Raw genomic sequence first — 18,635 nt, 5'->3', positions numbered from 1 at the left:
ACCTTGTGTGCTTTTCAGACTCATGCATCGGACTTCGCGACACGCCGGTCGTTCGTTACCCACCGTAATCGTCTCGATATGGCAACGGCCGCGCAGCCGGCCACGATCCACCGGCGTCCGCTGCGGTCGGGCCGGTCGGTGGTCAGCCCGCGTTGCGGGTGCAGACCACGTCGATGACCTCGGTACCGCTGAGGTCCGAGGAGCCGAAGTTGGCCAGGCGGGCGATCGGGACACCGTCGGACAGCCGATCGATGGCCTTGCGGATGGCCTCGCTGCGGTTGGGACCCGAGGCGGCGGCGACCCAGCCCTCCTCGTTCCACACCAGCGCACCGCACCCGTTGGCCCAGGTGACCATGACACCGCAGTCCTCCCCGCCCGCGGCGACACAACCGTCGATCACCGCGGCGCGGGCACCGTCGGCACTGTCCCAGTTCGACGAGGACCAGCTCTCCCACATCTGCGGGCTGAACCCGATCGCGCCGAACAGATCGCCCGCCGCGTTCGCCGAACCGGCACCGAACACCGACCCGGCCGCAAGACCCAACGCCGCTACGGCAACGCCGGCCTTACCCATGAAACTCATTCGAAAGATCCCCTCGTGGAATAGGTTCCGAAATTCGGAACCGTGCAGCTAACCACGAATCCACCGCGAGCGCCACGCGAGCCGAGCCCGGCACGGGCCCGGCCCACAGAGTTCTCTCACTGGTACGCCAGTGCGCCATCACAGGGTCCGGGTAGTGTCCGCCGCGAAGGACAGGGACAGGAGACGGCATGGCGAGCGGACGTAACGGATACCTGCTACTCGGCGGGATCGCGTCGGTGGGGGCCGGCGCGGTGCATTTCCTGGCCGCGGGAATGCACACCGAACACGCCACCTTGGCGCGGTTGATGGTGGTGCTGGCCGCGATCCAGTGCGCGACCGGCGTGGCGGTGCTGCTGAGTGCGCGCAAGCCTGTCGTGGCCGCGATGCTGGCGGTGAACGGCTTCGCGGCGGCGATCTGGGCGTTCACGCGGTTCGCCGATATTCCGTGGATCACCGGCTTGACCGCGGAGGCGCCGCAGGTGGCCGACACCGTCTGCGCGGCACTGGGCGCGCTGGCCGTGCTCGCCGGTGGCGTCGGCCTGCTCCGACCCACCGCCACCGTGCCGCCGCTGCGGTCCGGGATCGCGGCGAGCGCCGTGGGTGTGCTCGCGCTGGCGGCGATGCTCAACGGCGTCGGCCACGTGCACAGTCACGGAGACACCGGCGGCGAGCACGCGCACGCCGCGGGCGAGGAGCACGGCGATCACGACACCGGCACCGCCTGGCCGCGCCCGTTCGACCCCGCGCAGCCGATCGACCTGTCCGGCGTGCCCGGCGTGACGGCCGATCAGCAGCAGCGCGCCACCAACCTGATCCGCAGCACTCTCGACGGCCTGCCCGCCTTCGCCGACGTCACGACGGTCGGCGCGCTGGGCTACCGCTCGATCGGTGACTCCGCGACCGGCTACGAGCACTACATCAACACCGCCTACATCCGCGACGCGAACTTCCTCGACGCCGGCCACCCGGAGTCGCTGGTCTACCGGGTCGACGGCCAGAACCGCACCCTGGTCTCGGCCATGTACATCGCCAACGGCAAGAAGATCGACGACCCGGCGCTGACCGATTTCGGCGGCTCGCTGATGCAGTGGCACGTCCACGACAACCTGTGCTGGAAGGCGGGCGACAACGGCCCGGTCGTCGCCGGTGTCACCGACGCCGCGGGCAACTGCCCGCCCAACTCGATCAATCCCGGCGCGGGCAACCCGATGGTGCACGTGTGGATCGCCCCGCACCAGTGCGGTCCGTTCGCCGCGCTCGAGGGCCATGGTGCGGGCCAGGCGAGCGCCTCGGACGGCCGCCGAACCGACACCTGCGGCGGCCACGACCACGGCGGGGGCCACAAGTAGACCGGCTCAACTCGGCTGCACCCAGCGCCGCAACGCGTCGATCGTCGTTTCCGGGGACGTGTTGAAGCAGAACCGGATTCCCGGAGTCAGCTCGGACGCGACATTGATCAATCGCTCGAACAGCAGGGTGTGTTCGGGCGCCATCCGCACCCCGGCGCCGATCATCGCCACCCGGAATTCGCCGCCGGCCGCGCACTCGCGCAGCGTCGTCTCGGCGGCGTCGGGATCGGCGGGCACCAGACAGCTGACGATGTCGAAACCCGCCTCCCGCACGGCGTGCTCGCCCGCGGCGATGCGGGCGGTCAGGGTGGCTTCGTCCAGCTGCGGATAGCGGGAGTAGTCGACCGCGCTCGGCTGCAGGCCGATGGAGAGCACCGTGTCGGTGCGTGAATTCCGTTCTGCCACTGCGTCCTCCGTTGTCATCAGGTACACGACGACCCCCACGCTCGCGACCAGCGCCGCGAGCAGGGCGCCCGCTCTCACCACGACGTGGCGCCCGTCCGGTCGAAGAAACCGCCGCTCGGGCCGTCCCGGTCGACGGTCGCCATGGCCACGATGGCATCGGTGCCCTCGGTGACGGTCTGGAAACCACTGTGCCCGTTGAGGTCGGTCGCGGTGTATCCGGGATCGACCGCGTTGACCTTCATCCTGTCGAGTTCGCTCGCGTACATGACGGTGAGCATGTTCAGCGCCGCCTTGGTGCTCGGATAGCCGAGGGCCGGCGGCAGCAGGCCCGCCCATTTCGGGTCGGTGACGGTAGCGATCGAGCCGATGCCGCTGGAGACCATCACGATCCGTGGATGGGTGGACAGGCGCAGCAGCGGCAGGAACGCGTTGGTCACCCGGATCGGGCCGAAGACATTGGTCTCGAACACCTCCCGCAGCTCCTCGGGCTTCGTGTCCCCCGGCGTGGTGCGCGGGCCGCCGATCGCCGCGTTGTTGATCAGCACGTCGAGGCGGCCCGCCGCGACCTGCACCGCGTCGGCGGCCGCGGCGACGGACTCGTCGGAGGTCACGTCCAGCGCGACGAACCGGACGTCGAGTCCGGCCTCGGCGAATTCGGCCGCCGTCGCCGCGCCCCGCGTGCGGTCGCGGGCGGCGAGAAAGACCTGCCAGCCCGAACCGGCCAGTCTGCGGACCGTTTCCCGGCCCAGTCCCTTGTTGGCCCCGGTGACCAGGGCGATCGTTGTCGTCATGGCTTCAGATTCCGCCCCGCGCGGTGTGGCCTCCAGTGCCGGCGAGGCATAGGACTCGCGGTACCACCCCGGCGGCCGGGACCTGCGGCACCATGGAAGACGTGGACAGAGCGGAATTGGCGACGGTGCTGCGCACGGCGCGGTCCCGGCTCGGCCCCGCCGACGCGGGCCTGCCGAGCGGACCGCGCAGGCAGGTGCCGGGGCTGCGACGCGAGGAAGTGGCGAGTCTGGCCGGTGTCAGCGTCGACTACATCGTCCGGTTGGAGCAGGGGCGCGGGCCCAAACCCTCCGATCAGGTGCTCGGCGCGCTCACCAGGGCGCTGCGGCTCACCGATGTCGACCGCGATCTGGTCTACCGGCTCGCCGGGTCCGAACCGCCGCAGGCGGGCCGGGTGCCGATGGCCATCCGGCCCAGTGTGCTGCGGCTGCTGGATCGCCTGTCGGATCTGCCGGTGCTGGTGCTCTCGGCCAAATCCGACATCCTCGCCTGGAATCCGCTGGCGGCGGCCCTGCTCGGCGACTTCTCCGCGATCCCGCCCGCCCGGCGCAACATCATGTGGCAGCGCTTCCTCGGCACCGGGATGGGTCGCGTCGTGATGACGCCGGAGGAGGCCGACAGCAATGCCGCCGCCTGCGTCGGCTGCCTGCGCGCGGTCAAGGCCGCCTACCCCGACGACCCGGACCTGACCCGGCTGCTCACCGAACTCCGCACCGGCAGCGCGGAATTCGAGGAGCACTGGCAGGCGGGCCGCTCCAGCGTCATGCACAGCCTGACCAAGACCATCGCCCATCCGCAGCTGGGCACCCTCAGCCTGGACTGCGACGCCATGCACGTCCCCGACACCGACCAGACCGTCATCATCTACTCGGCTCCCCCGCACACCCCCACCGCGACCGCCCTGGACCTGCTCCGCGTCACCGGCCTGGAAACCTTCGCGACACCACCGCCCGAATAACCGGTGGCCGCGGCACCGCCGCCGGGCTACCGTGCGTTCCTCGGCAAGGAGGAACGATGCGCACGACGACGACCCTGTGGCGGCCGACGGGACCCGAAGAGCTGGCCCTGGTCGCCGCGTCCGGGTGGTCGGCCTGGCCGCCGCGCCTGCCCGACCAGCCGATCTTCTACCCGGTCTGCACCGAGTCCTACGCCGTCCTGATCGCCCGCGACTGGAACGTCCCGGCCTCCGGCGCCGGCTACGTGACGCGCTTCGCCGTCCGCACCGAGTACCTCGACGCCTACGAGGTGCGACAGGCGGGCGGCCGCGACATCCTCGAATACTGGATCCCGGCCGAGGATCTCACCGACTTCAACCGCAATATCGTCGGCCCCATCGAGGTGGTCCGCCGCTTCCCGGACGACGCGCCACTCCCCGGCTGACGATCGTCAGGCGGCTCCGGTCCGCTCACTCGGAGCCGCCGCCCGGATCGCCGTCGACACTCGTCGACGGGCTAGCCCCGCATGCCACTCTCGGCCAGATCACGGCCGAGCACGCGCGCACCGTCCTGCACGCGGAGATCGATGCCGCCCGCGCGCTGACCACCACGGTCTTCGCGGGGCGAGCTCTCAGACCGAGCCCTTCGGATCTGTCGCGCGCGTGAGATCCAGATCGATCTCGAAGGGCACGGACAGACGCAGGCGGTCGTGGTGGATACCGGCGGTCGAATACCGGCGCGTGGCGGGGTCGAGTTCGTAGACGTACACGACCGCTCGTCCGTTGACGTTCTCCACCCGCCAGAAGGCAGGAATCCCGGCCTCGGCGTAGAGCTGCGGTTTACGGTATCGGTCGCGCTCGACCGAATCCGGGGACATGACTTCGACCACCAGGAGGACATCTTCGGGTCGGTATGTGGTCTGGTCCAGACCGTCGACACCTGCCGTGTCCACGACCATCACATCGGGTTCGGGCCGTTGACGTGGCCCGAGCGTCACTGTCATCTCGCGGGCGACTTCGAGTCCTTCGGGCGCCTGACGCATCAGTTGGAGGTGCAGGAACGTGACAACGAACAGATGGAACCTCATCTGCGGACTCACGAAGACCAAGCTCCCGTCGATCAGCTGAGTATGCGGCGGCAGATCACTCAGATGATCCAGGTCTTCGGCGAAATATCCTCCCGGTGGCGGCACCGGCCAGCTCAACGGGGCCCTGTCCCCCGGTGGCATCGGATCCGCGGTCATCGGTTCCTCGCTCGTCGCACGGCGATCGTCTGACCTGGCCAGTATGGCACGGTGCACTCCGGCCGCCCACCGGCGCGGACAGGCGGCGCGGACGCCCTCGGCGCCGGGGTGCCGAGGGCCTTTCCGTCAGACGGCCGCTGTGCGGGTGCGGAGTTCGGCCACGGCGGTGGCGGTGTCCGCCATCACCAGCTCGGCGTTGATCTGCGCACCGGCCATGGCCCCGGCCGCCGCGGCCGCACCGACCTGGGCGGACGGGTCGGTGGCATTGCCCGCGATCCAGACACCCGGGACTTCGGTGCGGCCGACGGGGTCGGCGGGGATGTGGTCGCCCGCGCCGGACGGGTGCGGCTGTGCGACCAGACCCAGGTCGGCGAGGAAAGTGGCGCGAGTGTTCATGCGCGGGCCGACGACGAGGGCGTCGCGGTCGAGCACGCTCCCGTCGGCCAGGCGGACGCCGGTGAGCGTGCCCGCACCCGACAGCACCTCGGTGACCTCGCCGTCGAGGATCCGGATGCCGCGCGCGGCAAGCTTTTCCGCGTCTTCGTCGCTCAACGCGGCACCGGTGTGGGTCAGGAAGACGATGTCATCGCTCAGCTGGCTGAACAGCAGCGCCTGGTGCACCGACATCGGTCCGCCCGCGAGGATGGCGATCCGCTGGTCGCGCACCTCCCAGCCGTGGCAGTAGGGACAGTGCAGGACACCGTGGCCCCACTGTTCCCGCAGGCCGGGCACATCGGGGAGCTCGTCGGCGAGGCCGGTGGCGACCAGGACGCGGCGCGCGAGCACCGTGCGCCCGTCGTCGAGAAACACCCGGAACCCGTCCGGCGCGGCACCGTCGACCCGCTCGACCGAGGCGACCGCACCCGAAACCACCTGCCCGCCGTACCCCCGCACCTCCGCGCGCCCGAGTTCGAGCAACTCGGCCGGCGGCATTCCGTCTCGGGCCAGCAATCCGTGCACCCCGTCGGCCGGCGCGTTGCGGGGCGACCCCGCGTCGATCACGACGACGGATCGCCGGGACCTGGCCAGCATCAGCGCCCCGTTCAGCCCGGCGGCACCACCACCGATCACCACCACGTCATAGGTGTCGTTCAACTCTGTCATCTCGACCTCCTTCGCCGACCACCGTGCCGTCCGCGCCCGCGTCCTGGCAAAGAAATTTGCCGTCGTGGCAAACTGGACAGCATGGACGACCTCGAACAGACCCTCGACTCGGTCGGCCCCCGCCTGCGCGACCTGCGCAAACGGCGCCGGACCACCCTCGCCGACCTCTCGGCGGAAACCGGCATCTCGGTGAGCACCCTGTCGCGCCTCGAGTCGGGCGACCGCAAACCCACCCTCGAACTCCTGCTCCCCCTGGCCAAAGCCCACGGCGTCACCCTCGACGAACTCGTCGACGCCCCGCCCACCGGCGACCCGCGCATCCACCTGCGCCCGGTCACCCGCCACGGCATGACGATGCTCCCGCTGACCAAGCGGGCGGGCGGCATCCAGGCCTTCAAGATGATCATCGCCCCCAACGCCCGCAACCGACCCGAGGAGCCCCAGGTCCACGAGGGCTACGAATGGCTCTATGTCCTCAACGGCCGCCTGCGCCTGATTCTCGGCGACAACGACATCGTCCTCACCCCCGGCGAAGCCGCCGAATTCGACACCCACATCCCGCACTGGTTCGGCGCCGCCGACGACCACCCCGTCGAATTCCTCAGCCTCTTCGGCAAACAAGGCGAACGAGCCCACTTCCGCGCCCGCCCCAAGACCTCCGACTGACCCCGAACGTCGGTTAGTATCCCCCCGAGAAGATCCATGGGGGTGGGCCGGTGTCATTGCGATACAACACAATTCAATCTCGCCTCTACGGTCCGGCGACCGGTGGTTACACGTGGCACCGTGCCGGCCGAGACGCCTCGGAGGCACTGTGAACGACTTGGCGGTTGACGTATCCCGACTCCAGGGATTCAAGCTCGACCTGCAGGACATCGCGGCGAACGCATCATCGAACGCCGCCCGATTCAACGCTGCGATCGCGTTGCCAGCAGGTGCGTCGGGACTCATCGCAGACCTCGCGACGCCGCTGGAAAATTTCCGGGCCGCGCATTCCGCAGCCCTGCAATCGGACACCACCGCAATGGGCACGCTCGGCTCGAACCTGTCCACCGCGGCGACCTCGTACCGGACTACGGATGACGGAACCGCGGCCGACCTCGCCGCGACAACAGACTCCGCCGGAGGAGAATCCAACACTACTGGTGCCACCCGGTTCGGCGGAGTCCAGCTACCTAGCCTCCCGGACGTCGGCGAGGATCAGTACACCTTGAAACAGCTTCTGACATCGACCATCTCACAGCTGTCTCCGTACGACGAGCCGCTGAGCGTCGCGATAGGCATCAAACCGACCGAGGAATACCTCACCCCCCTGCTAGCGGATTGGGAATCAGTCGAGACCATCGGGAGACGAATCGCCATGCTCGGCACCAACGACTATGTCGCCGCCCAGAATGTCACGAACGGGTCCACATGGCTGGCCTCGGAGTGGTCCGGTGAAGCCGCTCAGTCGTTCACCACGACATCCGGGACCCTCGGGAATACGATGAGTGTGCGCAGCACCGACTTGGAAACCACGGCGAAGATCGTCGAGAACGGGGGCATGTGCCTCGAACGTCTCGTCTACAACCAGGCGACGGATCTCACCAGCAGAATATTGAACAGCATCACCTACCAAGAAGCGTCATTCCCACTCGGTGCCTGGGCCGGTCAGGTGAAAAACCCGATGCCCGCTGATCTGAAGTCCCAGGTTACCGCTGCCGCAGATGAGTTGAAGGCGGCCGCCGATACTCGAAAGAATGCGATCACCGTTGTCATCGAAAAGCTGACGACAGCCTTGGACTATTCACCCGGACGCGCCGCCCCGGTCTTTAGCGCCAGCGACTTCGAAATTCCGGACAAGGTCGAGGCAGATCCGGGTTCGCGGAGGTTTGGCATCGGGAACACGGTGTGGTGGGAGGAGGGTGTCGACAATCGCACCTGAGATTGCCGACTGGGACGATCACACGGCTCGATAAGCAGCGCTAGCTCACGGGGGAGGACTACGATGACACCACAGATCGCACCGATGCCGCCACACCCGACAACCGACCCTGGAGCCGGAGCACACGGCTCACAACGAATCCTCAGCCGGTTCGACGACCTCATGTACTTCCGGTTCGCGTGGGACGCACAGCTAGTCGCCGATTTCGCCGGACTACACAATGCAGCCCGCGGAATGCGCCACTACCTCGGCAACTCCGGCGATGACATGTGGATCGACCCAACCGAAGTCATGAAGGACGTTCCCAGTGTAAAGAAATACATAGACTTCCTCATCACAGATAAGATCGTGACACTTTCCAAAGATCCGACTAACCATAACAAGCCCATTGAGCTTTTTGTAGATTGGGCGGACTTCGCAATCTCACAGGAAGAGTGCGAGGACTGGTTTCTCGGCATGGCCGCAGTCGAGATATCCGTGACCGGAGTAGTCACAATCACGCCGTCGAGTGGCGCTCAACCTCACATTCTAATGGAATATGTCGTTCACATGTTCGACCGGTACAATTGGGACGGAACCAAGAGCACCGTAATTCAGGGAGTCAAAGTCACCGATGCGCAGCTCGGCTCACTCCACACAGCTGGTCTGGCCAAGGAGTTCAATCAGTTCGGATCATCCTGGATATACAAGTTCGAGGGCGACCTCCCCCAAGAAGGGGACATCAACCTTCCACCCAACAGATAGTTCCGCAAGATTGTAGCCAGCCCAACGGAGAAGTTGGAATGACATTTCACAAGAGAACGGTCCAAGTTTTCTTCCTCACCACTGCCGTCGTGGGAGTCGTTGCCGGAACCGGTTGCACCTCGCTTGGGCACAGCACAGCGAACGACGAGTCGCACCCCCTGCAGGGCCCCGCCTTGACTCAGGCTGCCCTCGAATTCGGCGACTGGCAGCTACCGTCGGGCGCGAAAGTGCTGCTAGCCAGAGACGACTACCACCGCGATCCGAATTTCAAACTGGCCGTGGAAGTCTCCCCCGCCGACCTGACCTGGATGTTGAACGAGTCGAAATTTTCCAAGCCATTCACGGAAGGCGTCTCGGCTGCCAACCGTGAAATAATTGCCGGACCACCGCTTTCGACTTCGCCTCACGCGAAGGAAGCCCAGGATATGTTCGTGTCGAAGGAAGGCGACTCGATGATCCGCGCTGTCGTCATCGACGAGCGCACCGCCAACGTGCACATAGTCCATCTCGAGTTCCGCGGCCAATAGAATCCAGTCGCGGGACCGCGCGTGTCAGTCAGCACCGAACGGCAGACTCAGCCCTGCAGCGCGGCGATGAGGGCTGGACTCAAGGCCAGGGCGGGGAGGGATTCGACGAGTAGGTCAACCAATTGTTCTCGAGTGATGGGCTTTTCGGTCATCCAGGTGAGGATGGTTTCCTCGACGAAGGCGATCCAGCCGCGGATGGCGAGGGTGAGGCGGGCGAGGTCGGGGTCGTCGGGGGGTAGGGGAAGCTCGCTGACGATGAGATCGGCGATGGCGCCGCGGGTTTCGTTGACGTAGTCGAGGAGGTCGGGGGTGATGCTGGCGGGCCCGCGCAGCACGGAGCGGTAGGACGCGGAGTGCTCGGTGGCGTAGTCGACGAACCGCTCGATCGAGTCGCGCAGCATGTCGAACAGCGACAGCTCGCGATTGGGGGTGACGGCCGCGAAGAACTCGGCGCTCACGTGCCGGGCGATCGCCTCGTGGAACTCCTGCTTGGAGGCGAAGTAGTGGAACAGCAACCCCCGCGAGATGCCGGCCTGCTTGGCGATGTCGTCGACCGAGATGTCCTCGAGCGATCGCTCGGCCAGCATCTCGGCGCCCAGGGTGATCAGCTGCAGCCGCCGCTCCTCGGGGCTGAGCCGGACACGCTTGGTCTCGCCGGAACTCCTGATACTCACGTCGTCCATCCTAGCCACTACTGAACCTGGTTCAATAGCTGTTGACTCCGGCTCAATAAGAACGTAGTCTGCATTACATGAGTCGCAAGGTTACAGACAAAGTTGTCGCCGACCGTGCCGCCCGCCACGTCAAGACGATCATCGTCGGCAGTGGGTTCGCGGGCCTCGGAATGGCCATCCGGCTGCGCCAGCAAGGCCGCGAGGATTTCCTCGTCCTGGAGCGCGGCAGCGATGTCGGCGGCACCTGGCGGGACAACACCTACCCCGGCGCCGCGTGCGACGTGCCGTCGCACCTGTACTCCTACTCGTTCGCGCTGAACCCGGACTGGTCGCGCTCGTTCTCCAAGCAGGGCGAGATCCAGGCCTACATCCGCAAGGTCGCCGAGCAGAACAATGTGCTGGACAAGCACCTGTTCGACTGCGATGTGCTGGGCATGCGCTGGAACGCCGAGACCGCCCGCTGGGACATCACCACCAGCAAGGGCGACTTCACCGCCGACACCGTGGTCTCCGCGGTCGGCGCCCTGTGTGAGCCGTCGCTGCCCGACATCAAGGGCATCAACGAGTTCGAGGGCGAGATCTTCCACTCGGCCCGCTGGGACCACAGCGTCGAGCTCGCGGGCAAGCGCGTCGCGGTGATCGGCACCGGCGCCTCGGCCATCCAGATCGTGCCCGCCATCGCGGGCAAGGTCGCCCACCTCGACCTCTACCAGCGCACCGCGCCGTGGCTGCTGCCGCGCATGGACCGCCCGTACTTCCTGCCGGAACGCCTGGCGTTCAAGTACATTCCGGGCGTGCAGCGCCTGTCCCGCGCGGCCATCTACGCCGCCCGCGAGACCCAGGTCGTCGGCCTGGCCAAGTACCCCGCGCTGATGAAGATCTTCGAGACCATCTCTCGCGGCAAGCTGCTGGCCGAGGTCCGCGACCCGATCAAGCGCGCCAAGGTCACCCCGAACTACCGCATCGGCTGCAAGCGCATGTTGATCTCCAACGAGTACTACCCGGCGATCGACCGCGACAACGTCGAGGTGATCACCGAGGGCATCGCCGAGGTCAAGGCCGGCTCGATCGTCACCAAGGACGGCACCGAGCGCGAGATCGACGCGCTGATCGTGGCCACCGGCTTCCACGTCACCGACTCCCCGGCCTTCGAGACCATCACCGGTCGCACCGGACAGACCCTGTCCGAGCAGTTCGACGAGGTCGGCCAGCGCGGCTACAAGGGCTCGACCATCGAGAACTTCCCCAACATGTTCTTCCTGCTCGGCCCGAACGTCGGCCTCGGCCACACCTCGATGGTGTTCATGATCGAGTCGCAGATCAACTATGTCGCCGACGCCCTGGCCACCATCGACAAGCAGAACCTGCGCACCGTCGAGGTCCGCCCGGAGGCCGTGCGCGCGTACAACACCGAACTGCAGGCGAAGATGGCCGACAGCGTCTGGATGAACGGCGGCTGCGCCAGCTGGTACCTGGACAAGCACGGCAACAACACCACACTGTGGCCCGATTTCACCTTCCAGTTCCGTAGGCTGACCAAGAATTTCGATGTCGCTGCCTACGACACGACTTCTTCGACCGACTCCGACACCGAACTGAAAGTGGTGGCAGCACAGTGAGCAAAGATGCTTACTTCACGAACAAGGTCTGTGTGATCACGGGCGCCGGCTCCGGCATCGGCCGCGCGCTCGCCGAGAACCTGGCTCGCCGTGGCGCCAAGCTGGCGCTGTCCGATATCGACGCCGAGGGCCTGGCCGAGACCGTGCGCATCGTCGAGGGACTGGGCGCGCAGGTCAAGGCCGACCGGCTCAACGTCGCCGAGCGCGAGGCGTTCCTGCTCTACGCCGACTCGGTGAAGGCGCACTTCGGCGTCGTGCACCAGATCTACAACAACGCCGGCATCGCCTACCACGGTGACGTCGTCAAGACCGACTTCAAAGACATCGAACGCATCATGGACGTCGATTTCTGGGGCGTCGTCAACGGCACCAAGGCGTTCCTGCCGATGCTGATCGAGTCCGGCGACGGCCACGTCGTCAACGTGTCGAGCCTGTTCGGCCTGGTCACCGTGCCCGGCCAGGCGGCCTACAACTCGGCCAAGTTCGCGGTGCGCGGCTTCACCGAGGCGCTGTACCAGGAGATGAAGATCGCCAAGGCGCCGGTCAAGGTCACCTGCGTGCACCCCGGCGGCATCAAGACCGCGGTGGCCCGCAACGCCACCTACGCCGAGGGCATCGACGGGGCCAACACCGCCTCGCTGTTCGACAAGTACCTGGCGATCCACAGCCCGGAGATGGCCGCGCAGACCATCACCGAGGGTGTGCGCAAGGGGCACGCGCGCGTGCTGATCGGCTGGGAGGCCAAGGTGCTCGATGTGAGCGTGCGCTTCCTCGCTTCGGGGTACAACCGGATCTCGGCCGTGGTCAACGGCCGCTTCATGCCGCACTGACGCGACTAGCCCCGTAGGAAAACCATGCGCGAGTTCACGATTCCGCTGCCGATCGCCCGTGCCGTACTCGACCCGGTGTTCCGGGTGACGCTCAACGCACGGCTGCCGGTCGCGGTGCAACGCGCCCTGCTCGACGTGGTCTCCCGGCTGCAGCTGATGCCCGACGGTTCCGTCGTGCAGCATCTGCAGCTGGGCGGCCGCCCGGCCGAGCGGGTCATCGCCGAGACCGCCATCCCGGGTTCGCGTACCCGGGCGGTCCCGCCGGAGCGCGCCGCGGGCGCGATCCTGTACCTGCACGGCGGCGGCTACGTCGTCGGTTCGCTGGCCACCCACCGTTCGCTGGTCGCGCGGCTGGCCAGGGAGACCTCCTGCGCGGTGTACTCGCTGGACTACCGCCTGGCCCCGGAGCATCCGCTGCCCGCCGGTCTCGACGACGCCGAGGCGGCGTTCCTCGACCTGGTGGACAACGTCGGCTACCGGCCCGAGCAGATCTGCCTCGCCGGCGATTCGGCGGGCGGTGGTCTGTCGCTGGCGCTGGCCCAGCGACTGATCGAACGACACGCGATGACGCCCGCCGCGCTGGGCCTCATCGCGCCCTGGGTCGACCCGACCCAGGTGCCCAGCCGCAGCCGCGACCTGGTGATCAACCGGGCGTGGTCGCAAGCGTGCGCCGCCTTCTACCTCGGCGACGGCGCCGCCACCGACGCGGGCTACGCCCCGCTCACCGGAAACCTGATCGGCCTGCCACCCACCTACGTGCAGGTCGACGTGAGCGAACTCCTGCACGACCAGTGCACTCAGCTCGTCTCAGCCCTGCGTGGCGCGGGTGTGCACGTCCGCTTCACCGAAACCCGCGGCCTCTGGCATGTCGCGCAACTGCAGGCCGCGCTGGTCACCGAGGCAGCGCTGGCGCTCAGCGAACTCGCAGAGTTCCTGCGAGAAGCAATTCAGCCAGTTTCGATCGACGATTTACGATAAGTCCTGGTGACAGGATTTTCGGACGGCGATATCGCGGCCCGGCCGAACGTGTCGTAGATTACTGGCGAGTAGAACCCACTGGAAGGGCACTGATGCGAGAGTTCGAAGTTCCGGCTTCCTACACCATCCCGGACGATGCGAACAATTCCGACAACGTCTTCCGCTTCGCCGCGGAGACGCCGAACACGGTGTTGTTCAACGTCCCGAACGGCAGCGGCGGCTGGAACGACGTCACGGCGAAGCAGTTCGAGCAGGCCGTTATCGGCGTCGCCAAGGGCCTCATCGCCTCGGGCATCGAACTGGGCGACCGGGTCGCCATCATGGCAGCCACTCGCTATGAGTGGACCCTGCTGGACTTCGCGATCTGGGCCGCCGGTGGCGTCACCGTCGCGATCTACGACAGCTCGGCCGCCGAGCAGGCCAAGTGGATCCTGCAGGACTCCGAGACCAAGCTCCTGGTCGTCGAGAACGACAAGCACCGCGCCACGATCGACGAGATCGAAGCCGGCTCGCTGCCCGCTCTGGCCGAGACCCTGCAGATCGACAAGGGCGCGGTCGACACGCTGACCGAGCGCGGCGCCGATCTCGACGACGCCGTGGTGCACGAGCGTCGCAAGCAGGTCGGCGCGGCTTCCCCGGCCACCCTGATCTACACCTCGGGCACCACCGGTCGCCCCAAGGGCGTCCAGCTGACCCACGCGAACCTGTACGCGGAGTCGCGGTCGGGCGGCATCGAGCTGTCCGCCTTCGTCTCCGAGGGCCAGAAGACCCTGCTGTTCCTGCCGCTGGCGCACGTGTTCGCCCGCGCGGTCGCGCTGATCGCCTTCGATTCCAAGGTGACCATCCGCCACAGCTCGGACTGGACGACCCTGGTCGAGCAGTTCGGCGAGTTCAAGCCGGACTTCATCCTCTCCGTGCCGCGCGTGTTCGAGAAGGTCTACAACTCGGCCAAGCAGAAGGCGCACGACGGCGGCAAGGGCAAGATCTTCGACGCCGCCGCCGAGACCGCCATCGCCTACAGCGAGGCGCTCGAAAAGGGCAGCCCCGACCTGGTGCTGAAGCTGAAGCACTTCGTCTTCGACAAGCTGGTCTACAGCAAGCTGCGTGCCGCGCTCGGTGGCCAGTGCCTGGCCGCGGTGTCCGGTGGCGGGCCGCTGGGCGCGCGCCTCGGCCACTTCTTCCGTGGCGTCGGCGTCACCATCTACGAGGGCTACGGTCTGACCGAATCCACCGCCGCGTTCAGCGTGAACACCCCGCAGCACATCCGGGTCGGCTCGGTGGGCCGCCCGATCCAGGGCCACGCGGCCAAGATCGCCGAGGACGGCGAGCTGCTGCTCAAGGGCTCGGTCGTGTTCAACGGCTACTGGGGCAACGCCGAGGCCACCGAGGAAGCGTTCGAGGACGGCTGGTTCAAGACCGGCGACCTGGGCGCCATCGACGCCGACGGCTTCATCACCATCACCGGCCGCAAGAAGGAAATCCTGGTCACCGCGGGCGGCAAGAACGTCTCCCCCGCCGTGCTCGAGGACTCCCTGCGCGCGCACCCGCTGATCAGCCAGGTCATGGTCGTCGGTGACGGCCAGCCCTTCATCGGCGCGCTCATCACCCTCGACCCGGAGGCACTGCCGGGGTGGAAGGAGCGCAACGGCGTCGCCGCCGACACCGCGATCGAGGCCCTGATCGAGAACCCGACGCTGGTCGCCGAGGTCGAGGCCGCGGTCGCCGAGACCAACAAGAAGGTCTCCAAGGCCGAGGCGATCAAGAAGATCCGCATCCTCCCGGTCGACTGGACCCAGGAGGGTGGCGAGCTCACCCCGAAGATGTCGCTCAAGCGCGCCGTCGTCATGAAGCAGTACGCGGGCGAGGTCGACAAGATCTACTCGTAGTCCCCGCCTGTCCGGAAGGCCGGTTGCGTTCGCGCAACCGGCCTTCCGGCGTTTCAGGCGACGGCCGCGGCCCGTTCCCGCAGGACGCGCAGCCCGGCCAGACCGACGACGAGATCGGCGCCGATCTCGAACAGAGCGGCGAACCAGGAGAACCCGGTGACGTTCGCCCGCACGGGCGCGTTGACGAAACTGTCGCTGAGCGGGCCGAACCAGTCGGGCAGCAGGTGCACGACGAAGAAGCCCGCCGCGCTGGCGAACCCGACGATCGCCGCGCCCAGTGGCGCCGCGGCGTGGCGCCGGAACACCAGGAAGACGACGAGCAGGGCGAACAGGAGCTGGATCGTCCCGAGCGCGTTGACCAGGGCGGAGGTGACGTTCATCCCCCGGCGTAGATGGTCGGCGCCGTGGACGAGGAGCGCGACGGCGAACACGGCGGTGGCCGCGCGCAGGGTGGTCTCGGGGGCTGTGGTCTCGGGCATGGGAGCCTCCTGCCGAGGGCGGATTCAGTTCTACTACACAGTGTAGTTTTCAAGGGGTGGCCGCCGCAGCCGTTCCGCCGCCACAGGTCGGTGTCGCCGCGCGCGACGTAGGCTCGCTGGTATGGCGTTGTTGCGGGTAGTGGCCGGAATCGCGGCAGCCGCGCTGGTCCTCGGCGTGGCCGAGCTGGTCGCGGTGTTCACCGGTACAGGGAGCGCGCCCGCGTACGCGCTCGGGGCGACCGTCGTCGATCACACCCCGGACGGCCTCCGCGAGTGGGCGATCCAGAGTTTCGGCCGCAACGACAAGGCCGTGCTGTTCGTATGCATGGGCATCGTGGCGGTCCTCGTCGCCGGTCTGGCGGGCTGGTTCGAGCGGGTCACCCGGCCGGTCGGATCGGTCGTGTTCGCCGTGTTCGGCCTGATCGCCGCGGTCATCGGGGCGGGCCGGGTCGGTGGGTTCGGCGGCGCGCTACCCGCCCTGATCGGCACCGCGGCAGGAATTCTCGCGTTGCGCGGGCTGACCCGGCGCATCGATGACGCGTCGGCTCCGCCCGGATCGACGGGCGAGGCGGCGGGAGCCGACACCGCGGGCGAGACAGTCGTCGGCGCCGGCGCGACGGCCGGTCCGGCGGCGATCAGGGCCGTCGAGTCGCGCGCGGCGGTGTCCGCCGGGCGGCGGCGGGTGCTCGGCGGGATCGCCGCGACCGGCGTGCTGGCGCTCGGGGCCGGACTCGCGGGACGACTGCTCGGTGGTGCGCGCGGTGACGTGTCGGCGGAGCGGGCCACCGTCGAATTGCCCGGTCCCGCAACGCCGTTGCCGGAGCTGCCCGCCGACGCCGACCTGCGAGTTCCCGGCCTCACGCCGTATCTCACCCCCGCCGACGAGTTCTACCGCATCGATACCGCGCTGATCGTTCCCCAGGTGTCCACCGCCGACTGGTCACTGCGCATCCACGGCATGGTGGATCGCGAAATCGTGCTCACCTGGGACGATCTCGCGCGCCGGACCCCGGTGGAATACGTGGTGACGCTGGCCTGCGTGTCCAACCCGATCAACGGCGATCTGATCGGCAATGCCCGCTGGCTCGGCTACCGGCTCGACGAACTGCTCGCCGAGGCGGGCCCGCGGCCCGACGCCGACATGGTGCTGTCCCACAGCAAGGACGGCTGGACGGCGGGCAGTCCGCTGGCCGCGCTCACCGACGGCCGCGACGCGCTGCTGGCGATCGGGATGAACGGCGCTGCGCTGCCGATCCAGCACGGCTATCCGGCGCGGCTGGTGGTGCCCGGCCTCTACGGCTACGTCTCGGCCACCAAGTGGGTCACCGAACTGGAGGTGACCCGCTTCGACCAGGCCAGCGCCTACTGGACCCGGCGCGGCTGGTCGGCCCGGGGCCCGATCAAGACCGGCACCAGGATCGACACCCCGCGTGGCCGCGGCCGGATTCCGCAAGGCCGCACCACCATCGCCGGCGTCGCCTGGGCGCAGCATCGCGGCATCACCGGCGTCGAGGTGCAGATCGACAACGGCGACTGGCGGCCCGCCCGGCTCTCGACCGAGGTCTCGATCGACACCTGGCGCCAGTGGGTCTACGACTGGGACGCCACCGCCGGTCAGCACACCATCCGCGCCCGCGCCATCGACGACACCGGGGCGCCGCAGACCGCGGTCCAGCGCGACGTCATCCCGGACGGCGCGACCGGCTATCCCACCCTCACGCTCCAGGTCGCCTGACAGCGAAAGGCCGGTCGCGCCCGCGCGACCGGCCTTTACGCTCCGTTCCTAGAACCGCTGCGCCGCGAATTGTGCCGCGGTGAGGGTCATTCCGTTGACGCTGTAGAGGGTGTGCAGGGCATTGGGCTGGCCGAGCGGGGACCCGTCGCAGATGTTGTCCGCATCGATGCACAGGTCGATGGTCTTGCCCGTGTAGGGCGCGCCGATCACCAGGGCGGGCGCGCCCGCGTCGGCCAGGAACCGATCCGACGGTTTGCCGAACAGCGCGACCGCGGCGACATGCTCGGCCACCTCGGGCGCCAACGGCGCGGGCAGGTAGGACCGGTACTCCGCCGGGACACCCTCGGGCACCCCGGTGCCGGTGGCGAACCCGGCCACCGCCGCACCCTGGGAGTACCCGCCGAGCACGATCCGCGCGGCCGGGCAGTTGGCGGCGACGTACTCGACCCGCCGCTGGGCGTCGTTGATGCCACGCACCACGGTGCGCGCGAAGGCGAGCCGGTCGGCGAAGTCGCTGCTCGCGGGGTAGCCGACCCCGTAGGCGCCGACCGAACGGCCCCCGGAGTTCAGGCGGATCGCTTCGACGAAGGACGCGCCGGTGATCCCGAGCTCGCCACCGGGCTCGGCGGTGCCGCGAGCGAAGACCACCTCGATGTCGGAACACGACGCCGCGGACGCGGAGTGGATGGGCGTTACCAGCGGAATCGCGGCTGCCAGGAGTGCTGCAGACACGAATCGCGAAAGAGAACGTGCTGTCATTCCGGGCAGACTACCCACCCTGGCGGCGCACCAACACCCCTGGTCACCGGCGCGCCGCCGCCGGAAGTCGGC

Annotated in this window: 20 protein-coding genes; 12 read left to right on the top strand and 8 right to left on the bottom strand. The window is 67.9% G+C overall.

All coding sequences use genetic code 11. The features are described from left to right. Positions 1–142 precede the first annotated feature (142 nt). Entirely contained in the window at positions 143–583 is a 441-nt protein-coding gene (locus ATM97_RS22050; protein WP_218719939.1) for a DUF4189 domain-containing protein, read from the bottom strand. A 188-nt stretch (positions 584–771) separates the two neighbouring features. Here ATM97_RS22050 and ATM97_RS22045 point away from each other — a divergent pair, with 188 nt between their 5' ends. Then, positions 772–1,932 carry a hypothetical protein gene (locus ATM97_RS22045; protein WP_218719938.1) on the top strand — a complete coding sequence of 387 codons (1,161 nt, stop codon included), beginning with the start codon at positions 772–774 and terminating at the stop codon, positions 1,930–1,932. A gap of 6 nt (positions 1,933–1,938) precedes the next feature. On the opposite strand, the gene ATM97_RS22040 is transcribed toward ATM97_RS22045, so the two are convergent. After that, complete coding sequence (locus ATM97_RS22040; RefSeq protein ID WP_218719937.1) at positions 1,939–2,337, bottom strand: hypothetical protein; 399 nt, start codon at positions 2,335–2,337, stop codon at positions 1,939–1,941. Between the two features lie 74 nt (positions 2,338–2,411). Next, complete coding sequence (locus tag ATM97_RS22035) at positions 2,412–3,128, bottom strand: SDR family NAD(P)-dependent oxidoreductase (RefSeq protein ID WP_218719936.1); 717 nt, start codon at positions 3,126–3,128, stop codon at positions 2,412–2,414. Between the two features lie 101 nt (positions 3,129–3,229). Here ATM97_RS22035 and ATM97_RS22030 point away from each other — a divergent pair, with 101 nt between their 5' ends. Together ATM97_RS22030 and ATM97_RS22025 are read left to right on the top strand one after the other, a co-directional pair. Continuing rightward, a complete protein-coding gene (locus ATM97_RS22030; protein WP_218719935.1) occupies positions 3,230–4,084 on the top strand; it encodes a helix-turn-helix transcriptional regulator in 855 nt (284 codons plus the stop codon). Positions 4,085–4,140: 56 nt separating this feature from the next. Then, the gene (locus tag ATM97_RS22025) at positions 4,141–4,506 is read left to right on the top strand and encodes an ADP-ribosylation/crystallin J1 (RefSeq protein ID WP_218719934.1); all 366 of its coding nucleotides are present in this window, start codon (positions 4,141–4,143) and stop codon (positions 4,504–4,506) included. A gap of 186 nt (positions 4,507–4,692) precedes the next feature. Here the strand turns inward: ATM97_RS22025 and ATM97_RS22020 are convergent, their stop codons facing one another. Next, on the bottom strand, positions 4,693–5,304 hold the full coding sequence (locus ATM97_RS22020; protein ID WP_218719933.1) for a Uma2 family endonuclease: 612 nt from the start codon (positions 5,302–5,304) through the stop codon (positions 4,693–4,695). Positions 5,305–5,430: 126 nt separating this feature from the next. Beyond that, positions 5,431–6,408 (bottom strand): NAD(P)/FAD-dependent oxidoreductase, encoded by a 978-nt coding sequence (locus ATM97_RS22015; protein WP_218719932.1) that lies wholly within the window; start codon positions 6,406–6,408, stop codon positions 5,431–5,433. An 81-nt stretch (positions 6,409–6,489) separates the two neighbouring features. Here ATM97_RS22015 and ATM97_RS22010 point away from each other — a divergent pair, with 81 nt between their 5' ends. The 4 genes from ATM97_RS22010 (at position 6,490) to ATM97_RS21995 (ending at position 9,603) form a co-directional block, all read left to right on the top strand. Continuing rightward, positions 6,490–7,074, top strand: coding sequence for a helix-turn-helix domain-containing protein (locus ATM97_RS22010; RefSeq protein WP_218719931.1), 585 nt, complete (start codon positions 6,490–6,492; stop codon positions 7,072–7,074). A 148-nt stretch (positions 7,075–7,222) separates the two neighbouring features. After that, on the top strand, positions 7,223–8,332 hold the full coding sequence (locus ATM97_RS22005; RefSeq protein WP_218719930.1) for a type VII secretion target: 1,110 nt from the start codon (positions 7,223–7,225) through the stop codon (positions 8,330–8,332). Between the two features lie 63 nt (positions 8,333–8,395). After that, on the top strand, positions 8,396–9,076 hold the full coding sequence (locus ATM97_RS22000; RefSeq protein WP_218719929.1) for a hypothetical protein: 681 nt from the start codon (positions 8,396–8,398) through the stop codon (positions 9,074–9,076). Positions 9,077–9,114: 38 nt separating this feature from the next. Further along, the gene (locus tag ATM97_RS21995) at positions 9,115–9,603 is read left to right on the top strand and encodes a hypothetical protein (RefSeq protein ID WP_218719928.1); all 489 of its coding nucleotides are present in this window, start codon (positions 9,115–9,117) and stop codon (positions 9,601–9,603) included. A 47-nt stretch (positions 9,604–9,650) separates the two neighbouring features. On the opposite strand, the gene ATM97_RS21990 is transcribed toward ATM97_RS21995, so the two are convergent. Next, positions 9,651–10,286, bottom strand: a complete 636-nt coding sequence (locus tag ATM97_RS21990) for a TetR/AcrR family transcriptional regulator (RefSeq protein ID WP_218719927.1) — start codon at positions 10,284–10,286, stop codon at positions 9,651–9,653. A gap of 68 nt (positions 10,287–10,354) precedes the next feature. Here ATM97_RS21990 and ATM97_RS21985 point away from each other — a divergent pair, with 68 nt between their 5' ends. The 4 genes from ATM97_RS21985 (at position 10,355) to ATM97_RS21970 (ending at position 15,590) form a co-directional block, all read left to right on the top strand. Beyond that, positions 10,355–11,896 carry an NAD(P)/FAD-dependent oxidoreductase gene (locus ATM97_RS21985; protein ID WP_218719926.1) on the top strand — a complete coding sequence of 514 codons (1,542 nt, stop codon included), beginning with the start codon at positions 10,355–10,357 and terminating at the stop codon, positions 11,894–11,896. Further along, positions 11,893–12,726, top strand: coding sequence for an SDR family oxidoreductase (locus tag ATM97_RS21980; protein ID WP_218719925.1), 834 nt, complete (start codon positions 11,893–11,895; stop codon positions 12,724–12,726). Before ATM97_RS21985 ends, ATM97_RS21980 begins: the two co-directional genes overlap by 4 nt. Positions 12,727–12,750: 24 nt before the next feature. Beyond that, positions 12,751–13,704 carry an alpha/beta hydrolase gene (locus ATM97_RS21975; RefSeq protein ID WP_218719924.1) on the top strand — a complete coding sequence of 318 codons (954 nt, stop codon included), beginning with the start codon at positions 12,751–12,753 and terminating at the stop codon, positions 13,702–13,704. Between the two features lie 92 nt (positions 13,705–13,796). Continuing rightward, positions 13,797–15,590, top strand: a complete 1,794-nt coding sequence (locus tag ATM97_RS21970; RefSeq protein WP_218719923.1) for a long-chain fatty acid--CoA ligase — start codon at positions 13,797–13,799, stop codon at positions 15,588–15,590. 53 nt (positions 15,591–15,643) lie between these two features. Here the strand turns inward: ATM97_RS21970 and ATM97_RS21965 are convergent, their stop codons facing one another. Continuing rightward, positions 15,644–16,069 (bottom strand): hypothetical protein, encoded by a 426-nt coding sequence (locus tag ATM97_RS21965; RefSeq protein ID WP_218719922.1) that lies wholly within the window; start codon positions 16,067–16,069, stop codon positions 15,644–15,646. A 121-nt stretch (positions 16,070–16,190) separates the two neighbouring features. Here ATM97_RS21965 and ATM97_RS21960 point away from each other — a divergent pair, with 121 nt between their 5' ends. Next, the gene (locus tag ATM97_RS21960; RefSeq protein ID WP_218719921.1) at positions 16,191–17,804 is read left to right on the top strand and encodes a molybdopterin-dependent oxidoreductase; all 1,614 of its coding nucleotides are present in this window, start codon (positions 16,191–16,193) and stop codon (positions 17,802–17,804) included. A gap of 48 nt (positions 17,805–17,852) precedes the next feature. Here ATM97_RS21960 and ATM97_RS21955 read toward each other — a convergent pair whose 3' ends face one another. Continuing rightward, entirely contained in the window at positions 17,853–18,563 is a 711-nt protein-coding gene (locus tag ATM97_RS21955; RefSeq protein WP_218719920.1) for a cutinase family protein, read from the bottom strand. Positions 18,564–18,635: the final 72 nt, after the last annotated feature.

The organism is Nocardia sp. MH4 (genome assembly GCF_019266065.1).
Lineage (GTDB): Bacteria > Actinomycetota > Actinomycetes > Mycobacteriales > Mycobacteriaceae > Nocardia > Nocardia canadensis.
This window is presented reverse-complemented; position numbering and strand designations above follow the sequence as displayed.